The sequence below is a fragment of the Sphingomonas sp. IC081 genome, assembly GCF_006874585.1.
Taxonomy (GTDB): domain Bacteria; phylum Pseudomonadota; class Alphaproteobacteria; order Sphingomonadales; family Sphingomonadaceae; genus Novosphingobium.
In genome coordinates, this window is record NZ_CP029761.1 from 1,574,582 (window position 1) to 1,592,998 (window position 18,417).

Genomic DNA, 18,417 nt, shown 5'->3' on the forward strand with positions numbered 1-18,417 from the left:
AAAGGATTGGAAATCTGGCACTCTGTGGGACGGTGATGCCCCCCGCGTCAACCGCCCCACCCATCAATTACGGAAAAGCAATCAGGCCTTTGCGAAGCGGCGCTCGCCCCATTTGACGGCCAGCGTGGTGCTGTCCGTGTTAACCGTGGTGCGCCGGGCAATGGTCGACATGAAGTGCCAGGTGCCGCGCACCTGATCCGGCGTCACATCCAGCGAGACATAGCCCCGGCGGCTGACGTCGGTGAACGCCAGCCCGGGATTGGCCTGACGCATTGCCCCTGCCAGCGCCTGCGGTCCGGCGCCGGGAAGGTACGCCTCGTACCCCGGCGACGTGACCGAATGGCCCGCATATTCCACGCCCGCGGCAGCGCCGCCGAACGACAGTTCGTTACCCCAGGCATTGTGGCTGTCGCCCGAGAGCACGACGAGGTTGCAATCCGCCTCACGCGCGGCCTTGAGCAGACGCTCGCGCGCCGCCGGATAGCCGTCCCACGAATCCATGTTGAACGGCAGGCCGACCCTGGCGGCCGCTGCTGCGGCCATGAGCGCGCCGCGAACCTTGGCGTCGCCGCCAGCCGGAACGAAATCGGCCAGCGCGGCGGGCGACTTGAGCGAGCCCATGACGATCTGCTGCGCCAGGATCTGCCAGCGCTTGCCCGCCCTGGCCGATGCGGCGAAGCCCTTGTAGAGCCAGTCTTCCTGCACCCCGCCCATCAGCGTGCGCTCAGGCGCCATCCACGGACCGTCACGGAAAGCCAGCAGCGACTTGGCAACGTCCTGCTGCCCCTTGAAGGCATCACCGAGATCGAGTTGCTTCATGCGCGCGGACACGCGCGTCTCGGGGCGGAACAGCGTCGCCAGCGAACCGATCTCGTAGCTGCCCCAATCGGCATCGGAAACCGGCATCCACTCACGGTAAGCCTTCTCCGCCGCTGCCTTGCGCACAGGCCACGGGCCTTCGGTCTCGCTCTGGTGGTTCTCGGCGCCGTCCTTGTAGGCGTCGTTGGCGAACTCGTGGTCGTCCCACTGTGCGATCATCGGGAAACGGGCGTGGAGCGCGCGCAGGTCGGGGTCGAGGCGGTAGCTGGCATAGCGCAGCCGGTAGTCGGCCAGACTGACGATCTCGTTCGCCGGCTCGATCGCCCGGCCCGCCATCGGATGTGCGGGATATTCGCCCTGCTTGTATTCATAGAAATAGTCGCCGACGTGGACGACAAGGTCCAGATCCTCGCGCGCGGCGGCATGGGCATAGGCATTGAACCAGCCGAACGGCATGTTCGAGCAGGAGAACAGGCCGATGCCGAAGCGGCCCACCTCGCCCACCGGCAGGGTGCGGGTGCGGCCGACTTCGCTTTTGGTGCCGTCTGGCGCGATGAAGCGATAGAAGTACCACTTGCCCGGCTGCAGCCCGCCGACCACCACTTTCGCGCAGTTGTCGCGCGCGGGGCTGGCGATCACCTCGCCGCCGCTGGCGACCTTGCGGAAGTCCCGGTCCTCGGCCAGTTCGCAGCGCAGTTTCGTCTCGCTGCTGCTGACGTAGCGAGTCCACAGCAGCACCGAATTGGCCGCCGGTTCGCCGCTGGCAACGCCGTGCGTAAAGCCCCGCGCAGTAAGGATCCGGGCAATGCCGGGCGTCGAAAGTGCGGCAAGACCGAAGGCGCCGGCCTTGATGAGAAGGCGGCGGTCGAGAGCGATGGTCATGGGATCGTCCTGTCGTCGGAAGGTCAGTAGCGCGCGGTGAACTCGATACCGTACGTGCGCGGTTCGGCCGGGATGTAGGTCGCATGGCCGAAGGACCCGCCGGTGTTTCCGGCATCGAGCAGGTACTTCTCGTTGCCCAGATTGCGGGCGTATCCGGCGATCTGGAACTTACCGTTCATCAGCGAAACGCCGCCGCGCAGGTTCACCAGCGTCACCGGATCCTGGCTGATCGCCTCGCTGTTCGGGATCTCGAAGTAGATCTTGCTGCGGTAGGTCACGCTAGGCGTCAGGAACACGCTGGTGTTCTCGGTGACCGGCACATTCAGGTTGAAGCCCGCCGCCCACTGCCACTTGGGCTGGAGACGGAACTGGTCGCCCGCATAGACCCCGTTCGAGGCATTGTCGTCGATACCGCCGCTGATGAAGCCGACATTGCCGAAAGCGCTCAGCCAGGTGGTGAGCTTTGCCTCGAGCTCGGCTTCCACGCCAAGGTTCGATGCCGAACCGGCGCTGCGGGTAACGCTTTGCCCGTTCTCGGTCACCGTGACCTGGAAGTTGCTGTAGTCGTCGTAATAGACGCCCAGCGAGCCGGAGAAGATACCGACCGAGCCCTTGATGCCCGCTTCATAGTTCCACACCGTCTCCGCCTTGATCAGGTCCAGATCGGCAACCGGACCGGCCGCCGCCGAAAGCTGCACCACCGGCGAGCGGCGGCCCTCGGAGATCGTGGCGTAGACGTTGACGTTCGGCGTGAGGTGATAGAGCGCGTTGAAGCGCGGCAGCACCGCCGCGAAGGAGCGCTGGGCGGAGTAGGTCTCGCCATCGGTATCGACGAGCGGCAGCAGCGGCTGGCCATAGACCGGGGCATCGGGCTGATAGGCCGAATAGCCCGAGCGGCGCTTCTCGATCAGCACGCGCGCACCGGCGGTCAGTTCCAGTTGCGGCACCGGCTTGTAGGTGACGTCACCGAACATCGACCATGACTGGTTGCGCCCCTTGTTCTCGTACCAGCTGGAGTAGGGAACCGCGCTATAGGCACCGCTCGTCAGGTACGATGTCGCCAGTGCGCCTGTCGCCACGTTGGAAGAGTTCACGCAGCCCAGCGACGGGATCAGGTTCGCCGTGCACTGCAGGTAGGTGCCCACTTCCGAGGAGAACGGCACGTACTGGGAGCTGTCCTCGATGAAGTAGTTCCATCCGAACGAGGCGCGCCACTGGTCGTCGCTATAGGTGAAACGGCCCTCGTGGCTGGCCTGCCAGCCCTTGGCGTGTTCGGCGAATTCGAGATACCAGGCGGCCGAGCCGTCCGCATCGAAGACTTCGAGGGCGTCGAAGTGGCGATAGCCGTTGACGGTGGTGAAGTTCCAGCCGTCCGCGAAGTCCCAGCTGGTCGTGAAATTCACGTCGTAGACGTCACGGTTGAGGCCCAGCTTGTCGCTACCCAGCACTTCAGCGGAATAGGGAGAGCCGCCGAGGTAGGCCGCGCCGTAGAGCCCGTCGACCGAAGTCGAGCCGAGGTCCTTCGACAGGAACGGCGTACCCGTGTTGCGCTGGCGGTCGTAAGTGAAGACAAGGTCGGCGGTGAAATCGCTGCTCGGCGTGAAGCGCAGCGATCCGCGCAGGCCAAGCTGGTCCTGCCCGTAGAGATCGTCCTGATCGGGCGCGAGGTTCTTCACGTAGCCGTCGCGCTTCTTCCACTGCCAGGCCACGCGGCCGGCGATCACGTCGTTACCCGCGTTCACGAAACCTTCGACGCGGTAGGCGTTCAGGTTGCCATAGCCGCCGGTCACTTCGGCCGAGACACCCGGCTGAGGCTTGGCCGATACAAGGCTGATCGCGCCGATCGTGGCGGCGGTGCCGAACAAGGTCGCCTGCGGGCCCTTCACCACTTCGATGCGCTCAAGGTCGTAGTTGCCCTGATAGGCCCCGCGCGAGCGCGAGATGTCGACGCCGTTGTAATAGAGCGTCACGCGCGGCCCCTGCTGGGCCGAGCCGCTGTCCGAGGTGATGCCGCGGATCACGAAGCCGGGGTTGTTGGCGCTCTGCACCTGGATGTTGAGCCCGGGGATATAGGCCGAGAGTTCGCCGATGTCGGTCACGCCCAGTTCGCGCATGCGCTCGCCGCTGGCGACCGAGAGGGTGATCGGCACATCGACCGCGCGCTGCTCGACCTTCTGGGCGGTGACGACGATCTGGTTGGAATCGTCAATATCGGCAGCGCCCGAGGCGGCAGCCCCGGCCTCGTCGGCGTAAGCAGCCACCGGGATCCCCGCCAGCGCCGTGCCGACCATCAGCGTCTTGATGCAAATACCGAATTTCATTGCCGTTTCCCCTGCGCCCACGAGCGTATGTCGTGGCGGGGCGTTAACGGCTTCAGATGAAGCTTCAATGGCGATTTGTTGCAGCAGCCGCAATCATGCGTGGGCGCTGCGCAATTTCTCCCCTCCCGCAACCGGCAAGCCAAGCCGCCGAACCGCCTGCTTCATGGCCACCCGGCCCTGCAGGCGCGCCGTGATGCACGCGAGCCCCGCTTCCGCGTCGGCCTGCCGGCCGCAGACAAAGATGTCCACGGCGGCCACGCCGTGCTCCGGCCAGGTGTGGATCGAAATGTGCGATTCGGCCAGCAGCGCCACCCCCGTCACCCCCATGCCCGGCCCGAAGTGGTGGAGCCGCACGTCGAGCACGGTGGCATGCGCGGCCTCCGCCGCCTCGCGCAGCGCTGCCTCGACCCGCGCGAGATCACCAAGGCCCTGGCACTCCGCAAGGTCGGCGATGAGGTGCAGGCTGCTATCGGGTTGATGCGCCATCAGGCGAGACTTTCGAATGGAAGACCAAGGTGGGCGAGCGCCGCTTCGGCGGCGACGACGCCGCGATAATGCGCCTCCTCGAACAGCGACAGGCCACTCATGTCCGAATGGGCAAACAGCACCGGCGGCCGGGCGGCGATCGCCGCGCCGCGGGCCGGATCGGAAAGGAAACCGGGCGTGGGGCGGATCATCGCATGCCCCCAGCGCCAGACGTCGATCCGCTCGATGGCACCGTCAAGATCGGGGTTCATGCCCAGCAGGTCGTCGCGCACGATCCGCTGCCACTCCCGCAGCGGGCGCGTCATCATGATCTTGCGCGCCGCTTCCGGCTTCTCCTTCGACAGCGGCAGGTACCAGGTCAGCACCGTCGGCCCGCCGTCGCTGGCTTCGCTCTGATGCGTGGCCACCACGTAGCCGAGCGATTCGCTGGCGGTCGAGACATTGTCCCACGCGAGCGATACGCCCTTGCCTTCGGGATGGCGGCCCACCGTGACATTGGCCACCACCCAGGGCGCATAGGACATGGCGTCCTCACCTGCGAACTTGGGCGCGAACTTGGCCACGAACTTGGGCGCGACCCGCGCGGCCACGAAATGGGGCATGGCCATGATGACGGCCCTGGCCCGCAAGCGGCGGCTGCGGCGCGCGGCGTGATCGAACAGGTCGACCAGCGCGCCATCGCCGTCCGGCTCCACCCGGAACACGCTATGGGCCGGTTTCAGGTACGGCGCGATCCACCCCGCCATCAGCGAGACGAGGCGGCCGTTGCCTTCCGGCCATGTCAGTTCCCGGTCGCCGTCGCCATCGCTGGCCCAGCCCCGGCGTCCTGCAAAATAGTGGATGCCCGCCCATGCCGAGACATGCTCGGGCTCGCTGCCATAATCGTCCCGGCAGCAATAGCGCAGATAGGCGCGCAGCACCGGCGAGGTGAAATGCTCGCCATCGAGCCACTGCGCGAAGTTCATGCCATCAAGCGCGCGGAAGGCTGGGTCGGCGCTGGACAAGGCCATGGGAATGGCAAAGGCGGGACGGCCATCCGATCCCACGGCCTTGCGCAGATCCGCCATCCGCCGCTCGAACGCGGCATGCTGGGCGCGATCGGCCGCAGTCACGCCCGAATTGGGAAACAGCCCTTCCTGCCAGCGCCCGCGCCAGAGCAGGCGTTCCTCAAGGTCCGCGCAAAGCTGGTAGGGATCGTAGACCGGCACCCCGTCCCGCTCACCCGTCATCATGCCGAACTGGCCGAGCATGCGGCGCAGCGCCGTCGCCTCGCGGTTGGGCACCGGCAGGTAATGCGCGCCGAGCGGATAAGCGCTGACGGCATTCCTGCCATGACGCGCATTGCCGCCGGTCCTGTCTTCCAGTTCGAACAGGGTGAAGCGGTCAAAGCCGGCTTCCGCCAGCCGCCATCCTGCCGCGAGGCCCGCCGCGCCGCCGCCCGCGATCACGACATCGATTTCCTCCACCGGCCCCTGCGGCTCGGGAAAGCGCCGGTCGCGCAGCAGGTGGCCGCGCTGCCAGTCCGCCCCGCCGAGTTCTCCGGCCATGGCCTCCTCGCCGCATCCGCCCAGCGCCATCGCGCCGGCGGCAAGCGTACCGCCCGCCAGAACCTGCCGCCTGCTCGGCCCGGCTGTTTGCTCAGCCTTCATACTTGCCCCATTCCTCGGCAAAGCTGCGCACGAGGGCCTGGTTGTCGAGGCGGTTCACCGGGGTCGGCCGGCGGGCCATGTCGGGCGGGAAATCGAACATCGCCCGCTCGCTGGAGGCGGTCAGGAAGCGCAGGCCGCCGGGCAGCTTCACCGCATCCGTCAATGGCCTGTGCGCGGCGAGCGTGAAGCCCCATTCGCCGAAGCTCGGCACATAGGCGTGATAACCGCGCGAGAACAGACCGGCGGCCTCCAGCGTGCTTGCCACCGTCCAGTAGGAGCGCGGGGCGATCAGCGGCGAGGTGCTCTGCACCGTCATCACCCCGCCGGGTGCGAGCAGGCGGGCAACCTCGCGGTAGAAACTCTCGGTATAGAGCTTGCCGAGCGAGAACTCGGTGGGATCGGGAAAGTCGACGATCACTGCATCGTAAGGGCCCCTCGCCTCGCGCACCCAGCGGAAGGCATCGGCATTGTGCACGGTGATGCGCGGCGAGGAGAGCGAGTGGGCGTTGAGCGCGGCCAGTTGCGGCGTATCGCGGAACAAGTGCGTCATTTCCGGGTCGAGATCGACCAGCGTGAGATGCTGCACGCGGGTGTCCCGCAGCACCTCGCGGGCGGCAAGACCGTCCCCTCCGCCAAGGATCAGCACTTGCGCGGGATGGGCAACGCGCCCCAGCACCGGCCAGACCAGCGCCTCGTGATAGCGATACTCGTCGCGGGTCGAGAACTGGAGGTTGCCGTTGAGGTAAAGGCGCAGGTCCTCGCCCCGCCGGGTGATGACGATGCGCTGGTAGGGCGTCGAGCGGGCATGGATCACCGGCTCGGCATAAAAGGCCACTTCCGACCAGCGCTGCATGCGGTCCGCCATGGCAAGTCCGACCAGCAGGCTCGCCGTGACCACCAGCGCCGCCGCCATGTCCGCACCGATCCGGCGCTGGCGGCGCAGCGCGACCAGCAGCGCCAGCGCAACGGCCACGTTGGCAAGGCCGAAGACAAAACCGGTGCGGATCATCCCCAGCCAGGGCACCAGCACCAGCGGAAACAGCAGCGAGGCAATCAGCGCGCCGACATAGTCGTACGTCAGGACATTGGAGACCAGTTCGCGAAACGCGAAACGGTGGCGCAGGATGCGGATCAGCAGCGGGATTTCGAGCCCCACCAGCACGCCGATCGCCAGCACCAGCGCATAGAGCGCGACACGGAAATCGCCGACCAGCGGGAACAGCATGAACAGCCCCGCCGCCGACCACCCGCCGAGCGCGGCAATCATCACTTCCACCCGCACGAAAACGCCGATCTCGTCGCCCCGGACATGGCGCGAGAGCCAGCTGCCCACGCCCATCGCAAAGAGGTAGGAGCCGATCACCGTCGAGAACTGGGTGACGCTGTCGCCCAGCAGGTAGCTCGCCAGCGTGCCCGCCAGCAATTCGTAGATCAGCCCGCAGGTGGCAACGACCAGGACCGAAACCAGCAGAATGACCGCAAGCGAGGCAGGGCCCTTTTCCCCGCCCTCACCCACGGCCCCATCTGCCACAAACTCCCCTTCAGCCATGAATGGCCGCAGCGATGATGTTCGAGATGCCGAGCGCCACGGCGCCCGCGAGGATCGCGACGGCCATGTTCTTGCGCTCGATGATCTCGCGCCAGAGTTCGCCCGGGGTCAGCTTGTCCACCAGCACGAAGCTGACGATGAAGATGACGATGCCGAGCCCCGCGTAGAGCAAGGTCGCGAGGAAGACGGAAAGCGTGAGCATGTCTGGGCTCCCTGCCGTTAGGGCGTTTTCCGATCAGGTGGACTTACCCGATGACCCGGAAAGCGCGTGGAAACAAAATCTTGGAGCATTTCATCCGATGCGATCGGATCGGAAACGGCTCCAGCGTGAATTACTTGTGGGTGGGGCCGCTGCCCCGGATGCCGGAACCGCTGCTCCCTCCTGCCTCGTGTTTCTCGTCGGAATAGGGCGACCAGGCGTAGAAGCTGGATGCCGCCACGCCCGCCAGCAGGAACAGGCAGCACAGCGCATGGAAGAACAGGCGCGCGCTCATGGCAAAGACCTCATTGCGCAGACCTCATTGTTCGGGCCTCATCGGTATTTCCATCCGCGATAGAGTGCGAAGGCGGGCATCAGCGCCACCAGAATGCACAGCGTCCAGAAGTTGCCCCTGGGCACGGTGTTGGTCTTCACCGTCACCTCGACCGGAACCGGGCCCGGCCGGTCCTCACCCCATCCGCCATACGTCGAAGCCTCCCAGGGCGAGGCGGTATTGACCGGCGGCACGTCGGTCGGCCAGCGGTGCGCACCGGCGTCGACAAAAACGTCGTACGTGCCTTTCCGGATATGCCCGAACTGGATCGTCGCCTTGGTATCGCCTTCGCTCCACGCGCCGTCGCTGTCGCGGCCGGTGTAGTGCTCGACGAGGCCATAGGCATCGATCGACTGGCCGGTCGCCCGGTCGACAAGGCTGTAGTCGAGATCGACCCACTGATTGTCGAGGGTATTGGCCCGTGCGGTGACGCTGACGAACTGCCAGGGGCGGTTGACGGTGATCGAACCGAGGCGAATGCCTTCGGCGGTGCGAGCGAACGGCGCTTCGATATCCGTCCTGACCTCGGCCGAGCCGCCCGCAAAGCCCAGCATCAGGACCAGCGCGGCGATGAGCGTCAGCAACGAAAGGCCAAGCATCGCCGGAATATCGTCGACGCCGCGCGCCGCCTCGGCCTGCGCCTCGGCCTCGAACAGCGCATAGCCGCGCGCCTTGTCGCCGCTCCCCCGGCGTTCTTCCGGCTCGGGAGGCAGGATTCCGAAGGCGCTTTCGACATGGCCGCCGGAGAGCGCGGCAAGGTGGGTCCAGTTGACCTCGCCGTCCGCTTCCTCGCGCGAGAGCGTGAAATCCCGGCTGGCATAGGATGCACAAAGCACGCGGTCCCCGCTGGAAACGCGCCAGTAGAATTCCCCGATCACCGTCTCGGTAGTGGCCAGCGCCGCCTCGTCCTCCTGCCGGTAACGCTGCCCCTGCCACACGACCGTCTTGCCGTTCTCCTCAGGCCGGCCCAGCAGCATCGTGCCGAACTTCCAGTCGCCCTCGTACTCGACCAGCCAGCGATACCCGGCGTAAGGATTGAGCAGCAGGTATTCGCGCCAGGTCGACCAGGCATCGCTGCGTTTCAGCGCGCCGATCACTTGCCATTCCGTGTCGAACAGCCGCCCCCGGCTGCCAAGCGGCAGCGCGAAACCGGCAGCGGTACGGTTGTGCTGCTCAAGGAGCTGCACTTCGGGCCGCGACACGTCGAGAATGGAGCCGCAATACCGGCAGGCCAGGTTCACCGACCAGCCCGCCGCGCGCACCTCCAGAGTGCCGCCGCAGCTGGGACAGGTTACCGCGCGCACGGCGTGCTTGGGCGCGTTCACCGCATGGCCTCCGGCACCGTCCAGCCCTCGATCTCCGCCAGCGCACGCGGCGCGAGGTCGGCGAGTTCATGCCAGGTGCCGAGCCAGGCCGACGCCCCCTGCCCGTCCCGCTGGAGCGACAGCGCCGCGCCGCCGGTCGTGCGGAAATCGACATTGGTCATTGCCCAGCCAGTGCGCGGCGAAAACGGCAGATCACCCTCGCCGCCAAGGCATTCGGCCTGCTTCACATCGGAGACGGCATATTCCGCAGCGTCCACCACAAGCGTCTGCCCGGGCACGAGTTCGCCGCCATCCGCAAAGGCGCGCGCGAGCGGTGACGTCATGACATCGGCACGCTCGGCAGTCAGCATGTACATGCCCATGGCCTCACCCAGCCAGCGCGTCTGGCCATCGGCCGCATAAAGCAGCCATTCATTCCAGGAACCACCGCTCCAGCCCCAGCGCACGCGGCCCGCGGCAACGAAGTCCACGCCGCCGACATGAAAGCGCGTCCCGATCCGCACCGGCGACACGTCTTCCGGCACCACGGCAACCTTGCCGATCTCCTCCACCGCCTGGCCCTGCCGCAAGATCAGCGACTGGCAATGGCTGCAGGTCGTATAAGGCGCGGAAAGGCCCCGCACAGGCAGGGCCGCGCCGCAGGACGGGCAATTGATCACGCCGCTATTCCCCCCGAACCCTTCGCGTCAGCGAATACGCGAAAGCAGTTCGGCTTTCTTGGCGTCGAATTCCTGCTGGCTGAGCGCGCCGAGCGTGACCAGCTTGTGCAGCTTCTCGATCGTGGCGATGGGATCTTCCTCCGCCTGCGCAGGAGCGGCCGGGGCAGCCCCCAATCCCGAGCCCAACCCTGCCGACATGGCTCCGCCGAGCGCCGTCGCCGCCGCAACGCCCGCACCGATCCCGGCCACGCCGCCATCGGCGCCCGCCGCCTGCTCGATCGCCTCTGCCGCCTGGAAACGCGTATACTGCGCCAGATCGCCCAGCACCCGCATCGAGGAGCCCTTGTCGAGATGGGCCTGCACGTCCTCGGGCAGCGACACGCTCTCCACGTAGAAGGTCAGGCATTCGAGCCCCCACTGGGCAAACGCCTTGTCGACTTCCACCTTGATGCGGTCCGACAGCGCCTGCTGGTTGGCGGCGAGGTCGAGGAAGGCGATGCCGCTGCCGCCCAGCGCCGCGGCCAGCGCGGTCTGGATCGCGGCGCGCAGCTGCGGTTCCAGCGAAGCGGCGGAAACGCCCTCCAGCGTGCCGACCACCCGCGAGACAAATGGTTCGAGCTGCGCCACACGGAACGAATAGGAGCCGAAAGCGCGGATGCGCAGCGCGCCGAATTCGGCATCGCGCACCGTTACCGGCTGGGCAGTGCCCCACTTGAGCCCGTGCTGCTCCTTGCGCGACAGGAAAACGACGTCGGACTTGAAGGGTGACTTGAAGCCCTTGTCCCAGTTCATCAGGCTCGTCAGCACCGGCAGGTTCGCGGTATTGAGCGTATGCAGGCCGGATTCGAAGAAATCCGCCACGCAGCCTTCATTGACAAAGACCGCGACCTGCCCCTCGCGCACCGTCAGCTGTGCGCCGTTCTGGATCTCGCGGTCCTCGAACGGCACCCGCCATGCCAGTTCACCCGGCTTTTCCAGCCATTCGATAACGTCGACGAACTGCTTCTTCAGAAAACCAAACATGTCGCACATCCCCCTGGGGCATCGGCCAAGACTAATCGCTTCCGCGGCAAGTGGAAAGCACCCTTGCTGCTGCCGGTCTGGTTCGAATCAGCGGTTCGACGATGAAATGGCGGGAGTTTTTTCATACCGGCAGCCACACCTGCGGCCAGGCCGGGGCACGCCCGACAAAGAAAAACCCCCGGGAATACCGGGGGGTTTCCTGAAACGTGGTGCGCCCGACGGGATTCGAACCCATGGCCCCCAGATTAGGAATAAAAATCTGGGGGTCAGCCCCTGTTTAGGGCTGTTCACAAAACCATAAAAACCAAGCCTAAACAGCGACTTGTGTGTCTGACTGTTTACCGCTGTTCACCCGAGTGGTGCCCTAACGTATGCCAGATGTATGCCAATTAGGCCACCAGACTCTGGTCCGCAAGATGAAAACAATGGCCACCAGACTAACGGGTCAACAAAAAACGAAACTCGGGTACACAGGCGAAACTGGCATACGGCTGAGGCTCGAAAGTGGTGAGGATGGCCCGCACGCGACCTGATCAAGAGGACGCGCCTTAAGAACCCTCATATCGACACGTGTAATTTCTAAATACAACTGTCACTTGTCAAACACGTCTAATTGATGCGAGGGCAGAATGATTAAGTGATTCTACGAGATATGATGGATGACACTCCTCAGAAGACTCACAACTTTTTATCGGCTGCTTACCGAAGGTCGAGCAGCCGTCGAAGCCCAACAAATGGCTGAAAGTCTACTCGACACGAAGCTGCCTCACGATGTGCGCGCGGACTGTCATGAAATTATTACAAGGATCGCCTCCTTCTCATCGGTTGAAGAGTTGGCGATGATCTATGTGATAAAGTACGCAGAGCGCATGGCGCTCTATTTGGACGCGGTTGATGCTACGCAAGAATACCGGACGCACATCGCACGAGGCGTAGAACGCGCATGCGTTTCATTCGCTGGCCGCAAACGAGCAGGAATACAATTCGAAGGATACTGGTTAGATCGATTAGCTATCACAGCTAAAACTCATGGCATTCAAGCCAAGCCCGCCAGAGATGCTGCTCCAAAGTTCTATAATTGTTAAAATAACGGCGATTGTTATTGTTAACGACCTTGAACGAATCGTAGCAATAAGAGAAAATACTGCGTCTCCCCGAGAGATGTGCAGCTTCTGTGCACGAGGGTCCGCTGCCCCCCCTAAGAGGCCGTTTCGAAAGGAGTTGAGCGGCTGAGGTTCGTGTGATTCCGGGGGTTTTGCAGACAACCCGGAGATCTTGATGTGGACCCCAGCCACCCGCGTGCAGCATACGCGTGTTTCGAAGCGTTACCAGACGGATTTGAGCGATGCTGAGTGGGCGCTGATCGCGGCATTTGTTCCCGAGGCGCGCACGACGGGGCGGCGACGGCAATGGCCAATGCGCGAAATCGTGAACGCCATCTTCTACGTTCTGCGCGGCGGGATTGCATGGCGGTTGCTGCCCAAGGACTTCCCGCCGTGGCAGACGGTCTACCGCTGGTTTGCCCGGTTTCGTGACGAATGCCTGTTCGAGCGGATCAACCATGCGCTGGTCGCGCTCGATCGCGAGCGAGCCGGAAGGGACGCCTCGCCAAGCGCAGCCATCATCGACAGTCAGAGCGTCAAGACCACCGAGAGCGGCGGACCGCGCGGCTACGATGCTGGCAAGAAGATCAAAGGTCGCAAGCGCCATGCTCTGGTCGATACTGACGGCAGGCCGCTGCTTGTCGAGCCGCACACCGCCGATGTCCAGGATCGTGATGGCGGCGGCGCGTTGCTGCAAATCTCGCGCGGCCTCTTCCCGTTCATCGAGAAGGTCTGGGCCGATGGCGGCTATAACCATCACCGTGTCACCGAGGCGACCCGCATCACCGTCGAGATAGTCAGCAAGATCGCCGGGCAATCCGGCTTCGTCGTCCTCCCTCGGCGCTGGGTGGTCGAGCGGTTCTTCGCTTGGGTCAATCGAAACCGCCGTCTGGCCAAGGACGTGGAAGCCACCCTCAAATCCGCCGCAGCCTTCCTCTACGCCGCCGCCGCCATGCTCATGCTACGCCGTTTGGCTCGGTCAGCGTGAGTTTCGAAACCGACTCTAAGAGCCCGATTCAAAAGTGTCTCAAGCGTAGCAATATCTTGCGGTTCTGCGGATGAGCATGCGGATAGAAGCGATCGTGGCCCAGGCGGTAGACGAGGCGATGGTCGCCTCCCAGTCCTTTGCGAGGCGGCGGCACCGCCCCAGCCAGGCGAACGTGCGCTCGACGACCCAGCGGCGCGGGAGGACTTCGAAGCCCTCGGCCTTGTCGGAACGCTTGATGATCTCGATTACCCAATTCCCGACTTTGGCGAGTGCTCTCCTGAGCTTGTCTCCGGCGTAGCCACCATCGGCGAAGATATGGCGCAGCCAGGGGAAGCGCTGGCATATGCCTTTGAGCACGTCGACGGCGCCATCACGGTCCTGAATATCGGCGGTGTGCACGAGGATGGAGATCAGAAAACCGGAGGTGTCGGTCAGGATATGACGCTTGCGGCCTTTGACTTTCTTGCCCGCGTCATATCCACTCGGGCCGCCGCTTTCGGTCGTTTTCACGCTCTGGCTATCGATGATGCCCGCACTGGGAGAGGCTTCGCGCCCCTCGATCTCTCGCAGGTTCATGACCAGCAGCGTGTTCATCACCTCGAACAATCCCGCGTTACGCCAGGCGTAGAAATAGCGCCGAACCGTCGAGACCGGTGGAAAGCACTTGGGCAGCAGGCGCCAGGCACACCCGGCCGAAGCCAGATAGAGCAGCGCGTTGGCCACTTCGCGCATATTCGTGCTGCGCCGCCGACCGCCTTGCTTTGCCGGGGGAATGAACGGGGCCACCAGCGCCCACTCCTTATCCGTCATGTCGCTTGGATAACGCAGTCCCTTGCGGCTATGCTCCTCTCGAGCAATGCCAGTCCATGCCATTGATCACTCCATCTCTCGCAAGGACGGCGTGAATCATAACATGCTGGTATTGCTCAACAACTTTTGGATCGGGCTCTAAGTTGCGGGCCCTCACCCCGGCGCGATTAAAAGATCGCAAGGCGATTGCTCGCGCACCTGCTCACACGTAGTCTTTGCCATGAGGATTCGTTTGCCCCCAAACGAATCCTCATGACTTGACTTGAGAACTTTTGCGTGAGAATCTCTCAATTGAGAGCCTCCACACAAAACAACCCTCGTGGTGGAGGCTCCACCTTTTCTACGGAATTCGGTTCCGATTGAAAGCGGGGGTGAGCGCGGCGACCGAAAATCGGAAAGTCGCAAAAATCCCGTGAAAAACGAAACGCCGCGCTCAATCTATTCGTATCACGATTGCGAAATTCATCAATATGCAATTGACCTGTCATCACGAATAGGCGCGATCATCTAAAACATACCTTCGACCTAAATAATTCATGATCGACATCCTATCTGGAGAGGGCGCAGAGTGGACACCCCTCGAAATCACCGATGAATACCGCGCCGAATTGCTATCCGAGTTCACCTGCGAGGAACTTGCCGAACTCAACATCTACGGCTCATCCATGCGGGCGAACGCTATGCGAGCGGAGGAGAATGATCGAGTTAAACGATCCTGCCTGATGAGCCTGCGCGACAGCCTGACCCACGCTGAACTTGACGGTGACGAATTCACCGCCTCCCGCCTCCGCATGACCATTGCAGCAGCCGAAATGCTGGAAGTTGCGGCGGACATCGTGGACATCATCCGGCTCACCAGCCCATCCAACGAATGCGATTGATCGACCACTTCGAGGCCGACATTGCCGCCGTTCTCCGCTCGAACGTCAAAGTTCGCCGCGTGGTTGTTGAGTTTTGGTATCGTGCGGTGGCCGAGACGCTCCGGGAGCGCGGCATAGGCGTCTACCCTCCCCCTGACCCAATCAACCCGGATGACGATCATGTGGTGAGGTGGGTGCCGTTCTGGCGTGGGTTGCCCACAGGGGAGTTGACCGAGGTACTGGAGCGCCTGCGTCGGTTCCGCCCACAGTCGAGGATTTTACCGCGCCATTAATCACCTATTTACGGCTACTACCGCACGCCACCTTTTACACAGAGGGAGCATCGACATTGCCATTCACTGATGAAGAACGGGCTGCATGGCTCGCAGCAAAGCGCGCTGGGGTGGAGCACGAGTTCGATGTGGAAGTCGATACGGCGGCTGATTTCGAGCATCATCCGGACGTTTCAGGCGACGACTTCTCGCTGCCACTCGTGTGCTTGCATTGTGGCTGCCCATTTTCCTTTGACGAAGGCTCGGTCGGCGAGGAAGCTGCGATTTGCGATAGCTGCAACGGTGATTAGAGAGAGCGCCTGAACACTGACAGCAGTCACTTAAAATGTGAGCGTCTGGCCGGTCACTTTCTGAGTTTCAAGGCTGCCCATTCGCCGATACGGATCATCGTCCAGATGATGGACAGGACTGCCGCCGCAGTGGGCAGCACCTGCGCAACGGTCGCCACCGCCGTGCCAGCGGAAACAACATCGATCACATTCCGGAAATCGTGGTGCTCCATCTCAGGCCTTCGGGCCGCTCATGGGTGCGAGCGCAGCCAAGACGCTTGCGGCAATAAAGGCCCATGACCACGGCTTTTGCATCGTGGCGGCAGACGTAATGGCGAGCGTGATCGCAGCCCATGTAGTACGTTCGGAGATACGATTGCGAAAATAGGTGATGAAACGGTTCATCACCTATTTATTCACTCAGTCAGATCACCGGTTGCTTAGGCCCATGGAGCAGCCACCACGTGAAACTCGGGTTTGTTTCATACTTATAGATGTTTGCAGCCTCTTGCCCGATCATGACGAACTGCAAACCAAGCTCATCGTAGATTAGAATCTTGCGATTCACACTACCTACGGTGCTGTAGATTTCTTGATCAGGCTTCCCCAGATGCTCGACGATGTAATCCTCTGATCGCCGATAGAACGTTAGCGATGCGAGAACCCCACGTTGACGCTGCTGGTTATCGGATTTCGATGTTTCGGGCGCCGCCGATGCTGACGTGAAGCATCTCGACCAGCTCTGGAACGACCTTCCAGGATTGAGCCATGATCTCGCCGGCCTGGCCGCGTAGTGCATTCTGGCGTTGATCCTCAGGCATCATGGTCGTGCAATGGCCGAGGATGGCGGTCAGTGGGTGGCCGATTTCCGGACTGGATATGTGCGGCTTCCAGTCGTCGATGCTGAGCCGCATGCCGAGGTAGAAGCCATTGGCGAAGTCCTCCAGGAGAACTTCGCCGGCGTCCGTGCGCATGTAGATGGGAGCATAGCGCTTCGGGCCACCGGACAGGGTCGCACCAATCTGGCTATACCGCTGGAAGATCGTGTTGCGCACGGCCTCCTCGATACTGCCATCCGGCGCCCAGGCGATGCCGTCTCCGACTATAGGACGTAGCCAGTCTTCGGGAGGAATGAACTGGGGCGAGACGACAAGCGCGGCGAGATAGCCGTCGATCATTGATACTCCCGGCATCGGATGCTCGCGAGTGGCCAGCCATTCCTCAAGCTTGTCATGGGTGAGGACGCGCGCTTTTCTGGGCTTCTTTGGGCGCTTGAAGCGACTGGTGCTGCTCATGCGGCCAGTCGCATAGCGGTCGGTTCAGCGGCGCGCCAGTTCCATGCCAGGAGTTGGTCGAGACCATTGTTGAGGACTTCGCCCGAGACCATCCGGGCCAGCACATCGCTCAGCCAGGTGTAGGGATCGAGCCCGTTCAGTTTTGCTGTCTGAAGCAGGGAAGCGAGCACCGCCCAGGTATGGGCACCACCTTCGTTGCCGGCGAACAGGCTATTGCGGCGTCCGATTGCAATCGGGCGCATCTGCCTCTCGATCATGTTGTTATCGACCTCGACGCGGCCATCTTCGAGGAACAGGTTGAGGCCGCGCCAATGGCCTTGAGCATAGCGGATGTGCCCTGCCAGATCCGAGACCTGCGAGACGCGCGGCAGGGTATCGTCGAGCAGCGCCTTGAGCTCCTCCATGATCGGCCTGGACTTCTCCTGCCGAGTGAGCAGCCGGTGCTCGGCACTGGTGCCGCGGATTTCCGCCTCGATCCGATAGATACGACTGAGCAGAGTGATGACCTGCGCGGTGATCGGCGACCGGGTGCTTTTATGCAGATCCACGAAGCGTCGCCGCAGATGCGCGAGGCAGAACGCGAGGCGGATCTCTCCGGACAACCCGTCCGGGCTCTCGAAGGCCTTATAGGCACGATAGCCATCGACCTGGAGCACGCCCTGATAGCGGCCAAGCTGCTCGGATATCGTGCGATGGCTTCGGGAACGGGCATGGACATAGCACACCGCCGGTGGTGCCGGGCCATTCCAGGGGCGATCATCGGTTCCATGGGCCCAGAACTGGTCGATGCGGACTTTGCCGTTGCCGCCTCCAATCACGGGCATCCGGGTTTCGTCGACGTGGATGCGGGGGTGACTGTGGATTGCCCGCAGTTGCAGATCGTAAAGGCCTTCGAGCCACCAGGCCGCGCATTTCAGCCAGCGCGTCAGCGTCGATCGATCAATCTGCAGGCCATGCCCTGCCAGCATCTGGGCCTGGCGATAAACTGGAAGATACCATGCGAAGCGCTGTGTCACGATCCAGGCGATCAGCGAGGTTGTCGCCATCCCGCCTTCGATCATCCTGCGTGGCGCCGGCGCCTGGACGATGCTGCTCTCGCAGGTCCGGCAAGCGTACTTGGGGCGGACGGTGGCGATCACGCGCAAGATGGCTGGCACGATGTCGAGCGCCTCGCTCACGTCCTCGCCGATCTTGTGCATGCTGCCCTGACAGCAGGCGCACTGCGTGCTTTCAGGTTCGATGACGTGCATGATCCGGGGCAGATGTTTGGGCAGAGCGCCGATGTTGCGCCTGGCACGAGGCCTTGCCCCCTTGGCCATCGGATCGTCGTTGGCTGCTGGCGCCATGTGAACGGCGCTCAGGTCCCCCAGATCGAGGCTGCCTTGCCCGTCGAGAACGATACGCGCCTTTTCGGAGCGCGAGCCGAACAGCATGGTCTTGTAGGTCTTCAACAACCTGGAGGCCGCCTCGAGTTCGGCCTCCAGTTCCGCCACCCGGCGGGTCATCGCATCAAGTGCGTCAGCCTGATTTTCCGTGGGGCGGGTCACCCGATT

19 protein-coding genes are annotated in these 18,417 nt (G+C 63.3%); 4 read left to right on the forward strand and 15 right to left on the reverse strand.

Annotated elements, in window-relative coordinates; translation table 11 throughout:
* Positions 1-81: 81 nt before the first annotated feature.
* The 10 genes from DM450_RS07590 to DM450_RS07630 form a co-directional block, all read right to left on the reverse strand.
* Positions 82-1,701 (reverse strand): alkaline phosphatase D family protein, encoded by a 1,620-nt coding sequence (locus tag DM450_RS07590; protein ID WP_142633831.1) that lies wholly within the window; start codon positions 1,699-1,701, stop codon positions 82-84.
* Positions 1,702-1,724: 23 nt separating this feature from the next.
* Complete coding sequence (locus DM450_RS07595; protein ID WP_142633833.1) at positions 1,725-4,022, reverse strand: TonB-dependent receptor; 2,298 nt, start codon at positions 4,020-4,022, stop codon at positions 1,725-1,727.
* Between the two features lie 93 nt (positions 4,023-4,115).
* Positions 4,116-4,508 (reverse strand): adenosylmethionine decarboxylase, encoded by a 393-nt coding sequence (gene speD / locus DM450_RS07600; protein WP_142633835.1) that lies wholly within the window; start codon positions 4,506-4,508, stop codon positions 4,116-4,118.
* Positions 4,508-6,157, reverse strand: coding sequence for an NAD(P)-binding protein (locus DM450_RS07605; protein WP_142633837.1), 1,650 nt, complete (start codon positions 6,155-6,157; stop codon positions 4,508-4,510). Before DM450_RS07605 ends, speD begins: the two co-directional genes overlap by 1 nt.
* Entirely contained in the window at positions 6,147-7,688 is a 1,542-nt protein-coding gene (locus DM450_RS07610; protein ID WP_260610296.1) for a polyamine aminopropyltransferase, read from the reverse strand. Before DM450_RS07610 ends, DM450_RS07605 begins: the two co-directional genes overlap by 11 nt.
* 10 nt (positions 7,689-7,698) lie before the next feature.
* A complete protein-coding gene (locus DM450_RS07615; RefSeq protein WP_142633839.1) occupies positions 7,699-7,908 on the reverse strand; it encodes a DUF350 domain-containing protein in 210 nt (69 codons plus the stop codon).
* A gap of 130 nt (positions 7,909-8,038) precedes the next feature.
* Complete coding sequence (locus tag DM450_RS25755) at positions 8,039-8,200, reverse strand: hypothetical protein (protein WP_185928733.1); 162 nt, start codon at positions 8,198-8,200, stop codon at positions 8,039-8,041.
* A gap of 38 nt (positions 8,201-8,238) precedes the next feature.
* Positions 8,239-9,564 carry a DUF4178 domain-containing protein gene (locus tag DM450_RS07620; protein WP_142633841.1) on the reverse strand — a complete coding sequence of 442 codons (1,326 nt, stop codon included), beginning with the start codon at positions 9,562-9,564 and terminating at the stop codon, positions 8,239-8,241.
* Positions 9,561-10,223, reverse strand: a complete 663-nt coding sequence (locus DM450_RS07625; protein ID WP_142633843.1) for a DUF4178 domain-containing protein — start codon at positions 10,221-10,223, stop codon at positions 9,561-9,563. Before DM450_RS07625 ends, DM450_RS07620 begins: the two co-directional genes overlap by 4 nt.
* 27 nt (positions 10,224-10,250) lie before the next feature.
* Entirely contained in the window at positions 10,251-11,246 is a 996-nt protein-coding gene (locus tag DM450_RS07630) for an SPFH domain-containing protein (RefSeq protein ID WP_142633845.1), read from the reverse strand.
* Positions 11,247-11,905: 659 nt separating this feature from the next.
* On the opposite strand from DM450_RS07630, the gene DM450_RS07635 reads away from it, so the two are divergent.
* Both DM450_RS07635 and DM450_RS07640 read left to right on the forward strand, forming a co-directional pair.
* The gene (locus tag DM450_RS07635) at positions 11,906-12,331 is read left to right on the forward strand and encodes a hypothetical protein (protein WP_142633847.1); all 426 of its coding nucleotides are present in this window, start codon (positions 11,906-11,908) and stop codon (positions 12,329-12,331) included.
* A gap of 193 nt (positions 12,332-12,524) precedes the next feature.
* Positions 12,525-13,337 carry an IS5 family transposase gene (locus tag DM450_RS07640; protein ID WP_066213739.1) on the forward strand — a complete coding sequence of 271 codons (813 nt, stop codon included), beginning with the start codon at positions 12,525-12,527 and terminating at the stop codon, positions 13,335-13,337.
* 39 nt (positions 13,338-13,376) lie between these two features.
* Here DM450_RS07640 and DM450_RS07645 read toward each other — a convergent pair whose 3' ends face one another.
* Positions 13,377-14,210, reverse strand: coding sequence for an IS5 family transposase (locus DM450_RS07645; protein WP_142632654.1), 834 nt, complete (start codon positions 14,208-14,210; stop codon positions 13,377-13,379).
* Between the two features lie 473 nt (positions 14,211-14,683).
* On the opposite strand from DM450_RS07645, the gene DM450_RS07650 reads away from it, so the two are divergent.
* Both DM450_RS07650 and DM450_RS07655 read left to right on the forward strand, forming a co-directional pair.
* Entirely contained in the window at positions 14,684-15,028 is a 345-nt protein-coding gene (locus tag DM450_RS07650; protein ID WP_142633848.1) for a hypothetical protein, read from the forward strand.
* A 328-nt stretch (positions 15,029-15,356) separates the two neighbouring features.
* Positions 15,357-15,590: a hypothetical protein gene (locus tag DM450_RS07655; protein WP_142633850.1), complete on the forward strand. Its 234-nt coding sequence runs from the start codon at positions 15,357-15,359 to the stop codon at positions 15,588-15,590.
* Positions 15,591-15,643: 53 nt separating this feature from the next.
* Here DM450_RS07655 and DM450_RS25760 read toward each other — a convergent pair whose 3' ends face one another.
* The 4 genes from DM450_RS25760 to tnpC form a co-directional block, all read right to left on the reverse strand.
* Positions 15,644-15,802 (reverse strand): hypothetical protein, encoded by a 159-nt coding sequence (locus DM450_RS25760; RefSeq protein ID WP_185928734.1) that lies wholly within the window; start codon positions 15,800-15,802, stop codon positions 15,644-15,646.
* A 1-nt stretch (position 15,803) separates the two neighbouring features.
* Complete coding sequence (locus tag DM450_RS25765; protein WP_185928735.1) at positions 15,804-15,974, reverse strand: hypothetical protein; 171 nt, start codon at positions 15,972-15,974, stop codon at positions 15,804-15,806.
* A gap of 278 nt (positions 15,975-16,252) precedes the next feature.
* On the reverse strand, positions 16,253-16,864 hold the full coding sequence (locus tag DM450_RS07660) for a UPF0149 family protein (RefSeq protein WP_142632302.1): 612 nt from the start codon (positions 16,862-16,864) through the stop codon (positions 16,253-16,255).
* Positions 16,861-18,369, reverse strand: coding sequence for an IS66 family transposase (gene tnpC / locus DM450_RS07665; RefSeq protein ID WP_185928750.1), 1,509 nt, complete (start codon positions 18,367-18,369; stop codon positions 16,861-16,863). Before tnpC ends, DM450_RS07660 begins: the two co-directional genes overlap by 4 nt.
* Between the last annotated feature and the right edge of the window lie 48 nt (positions 18,370-18,417).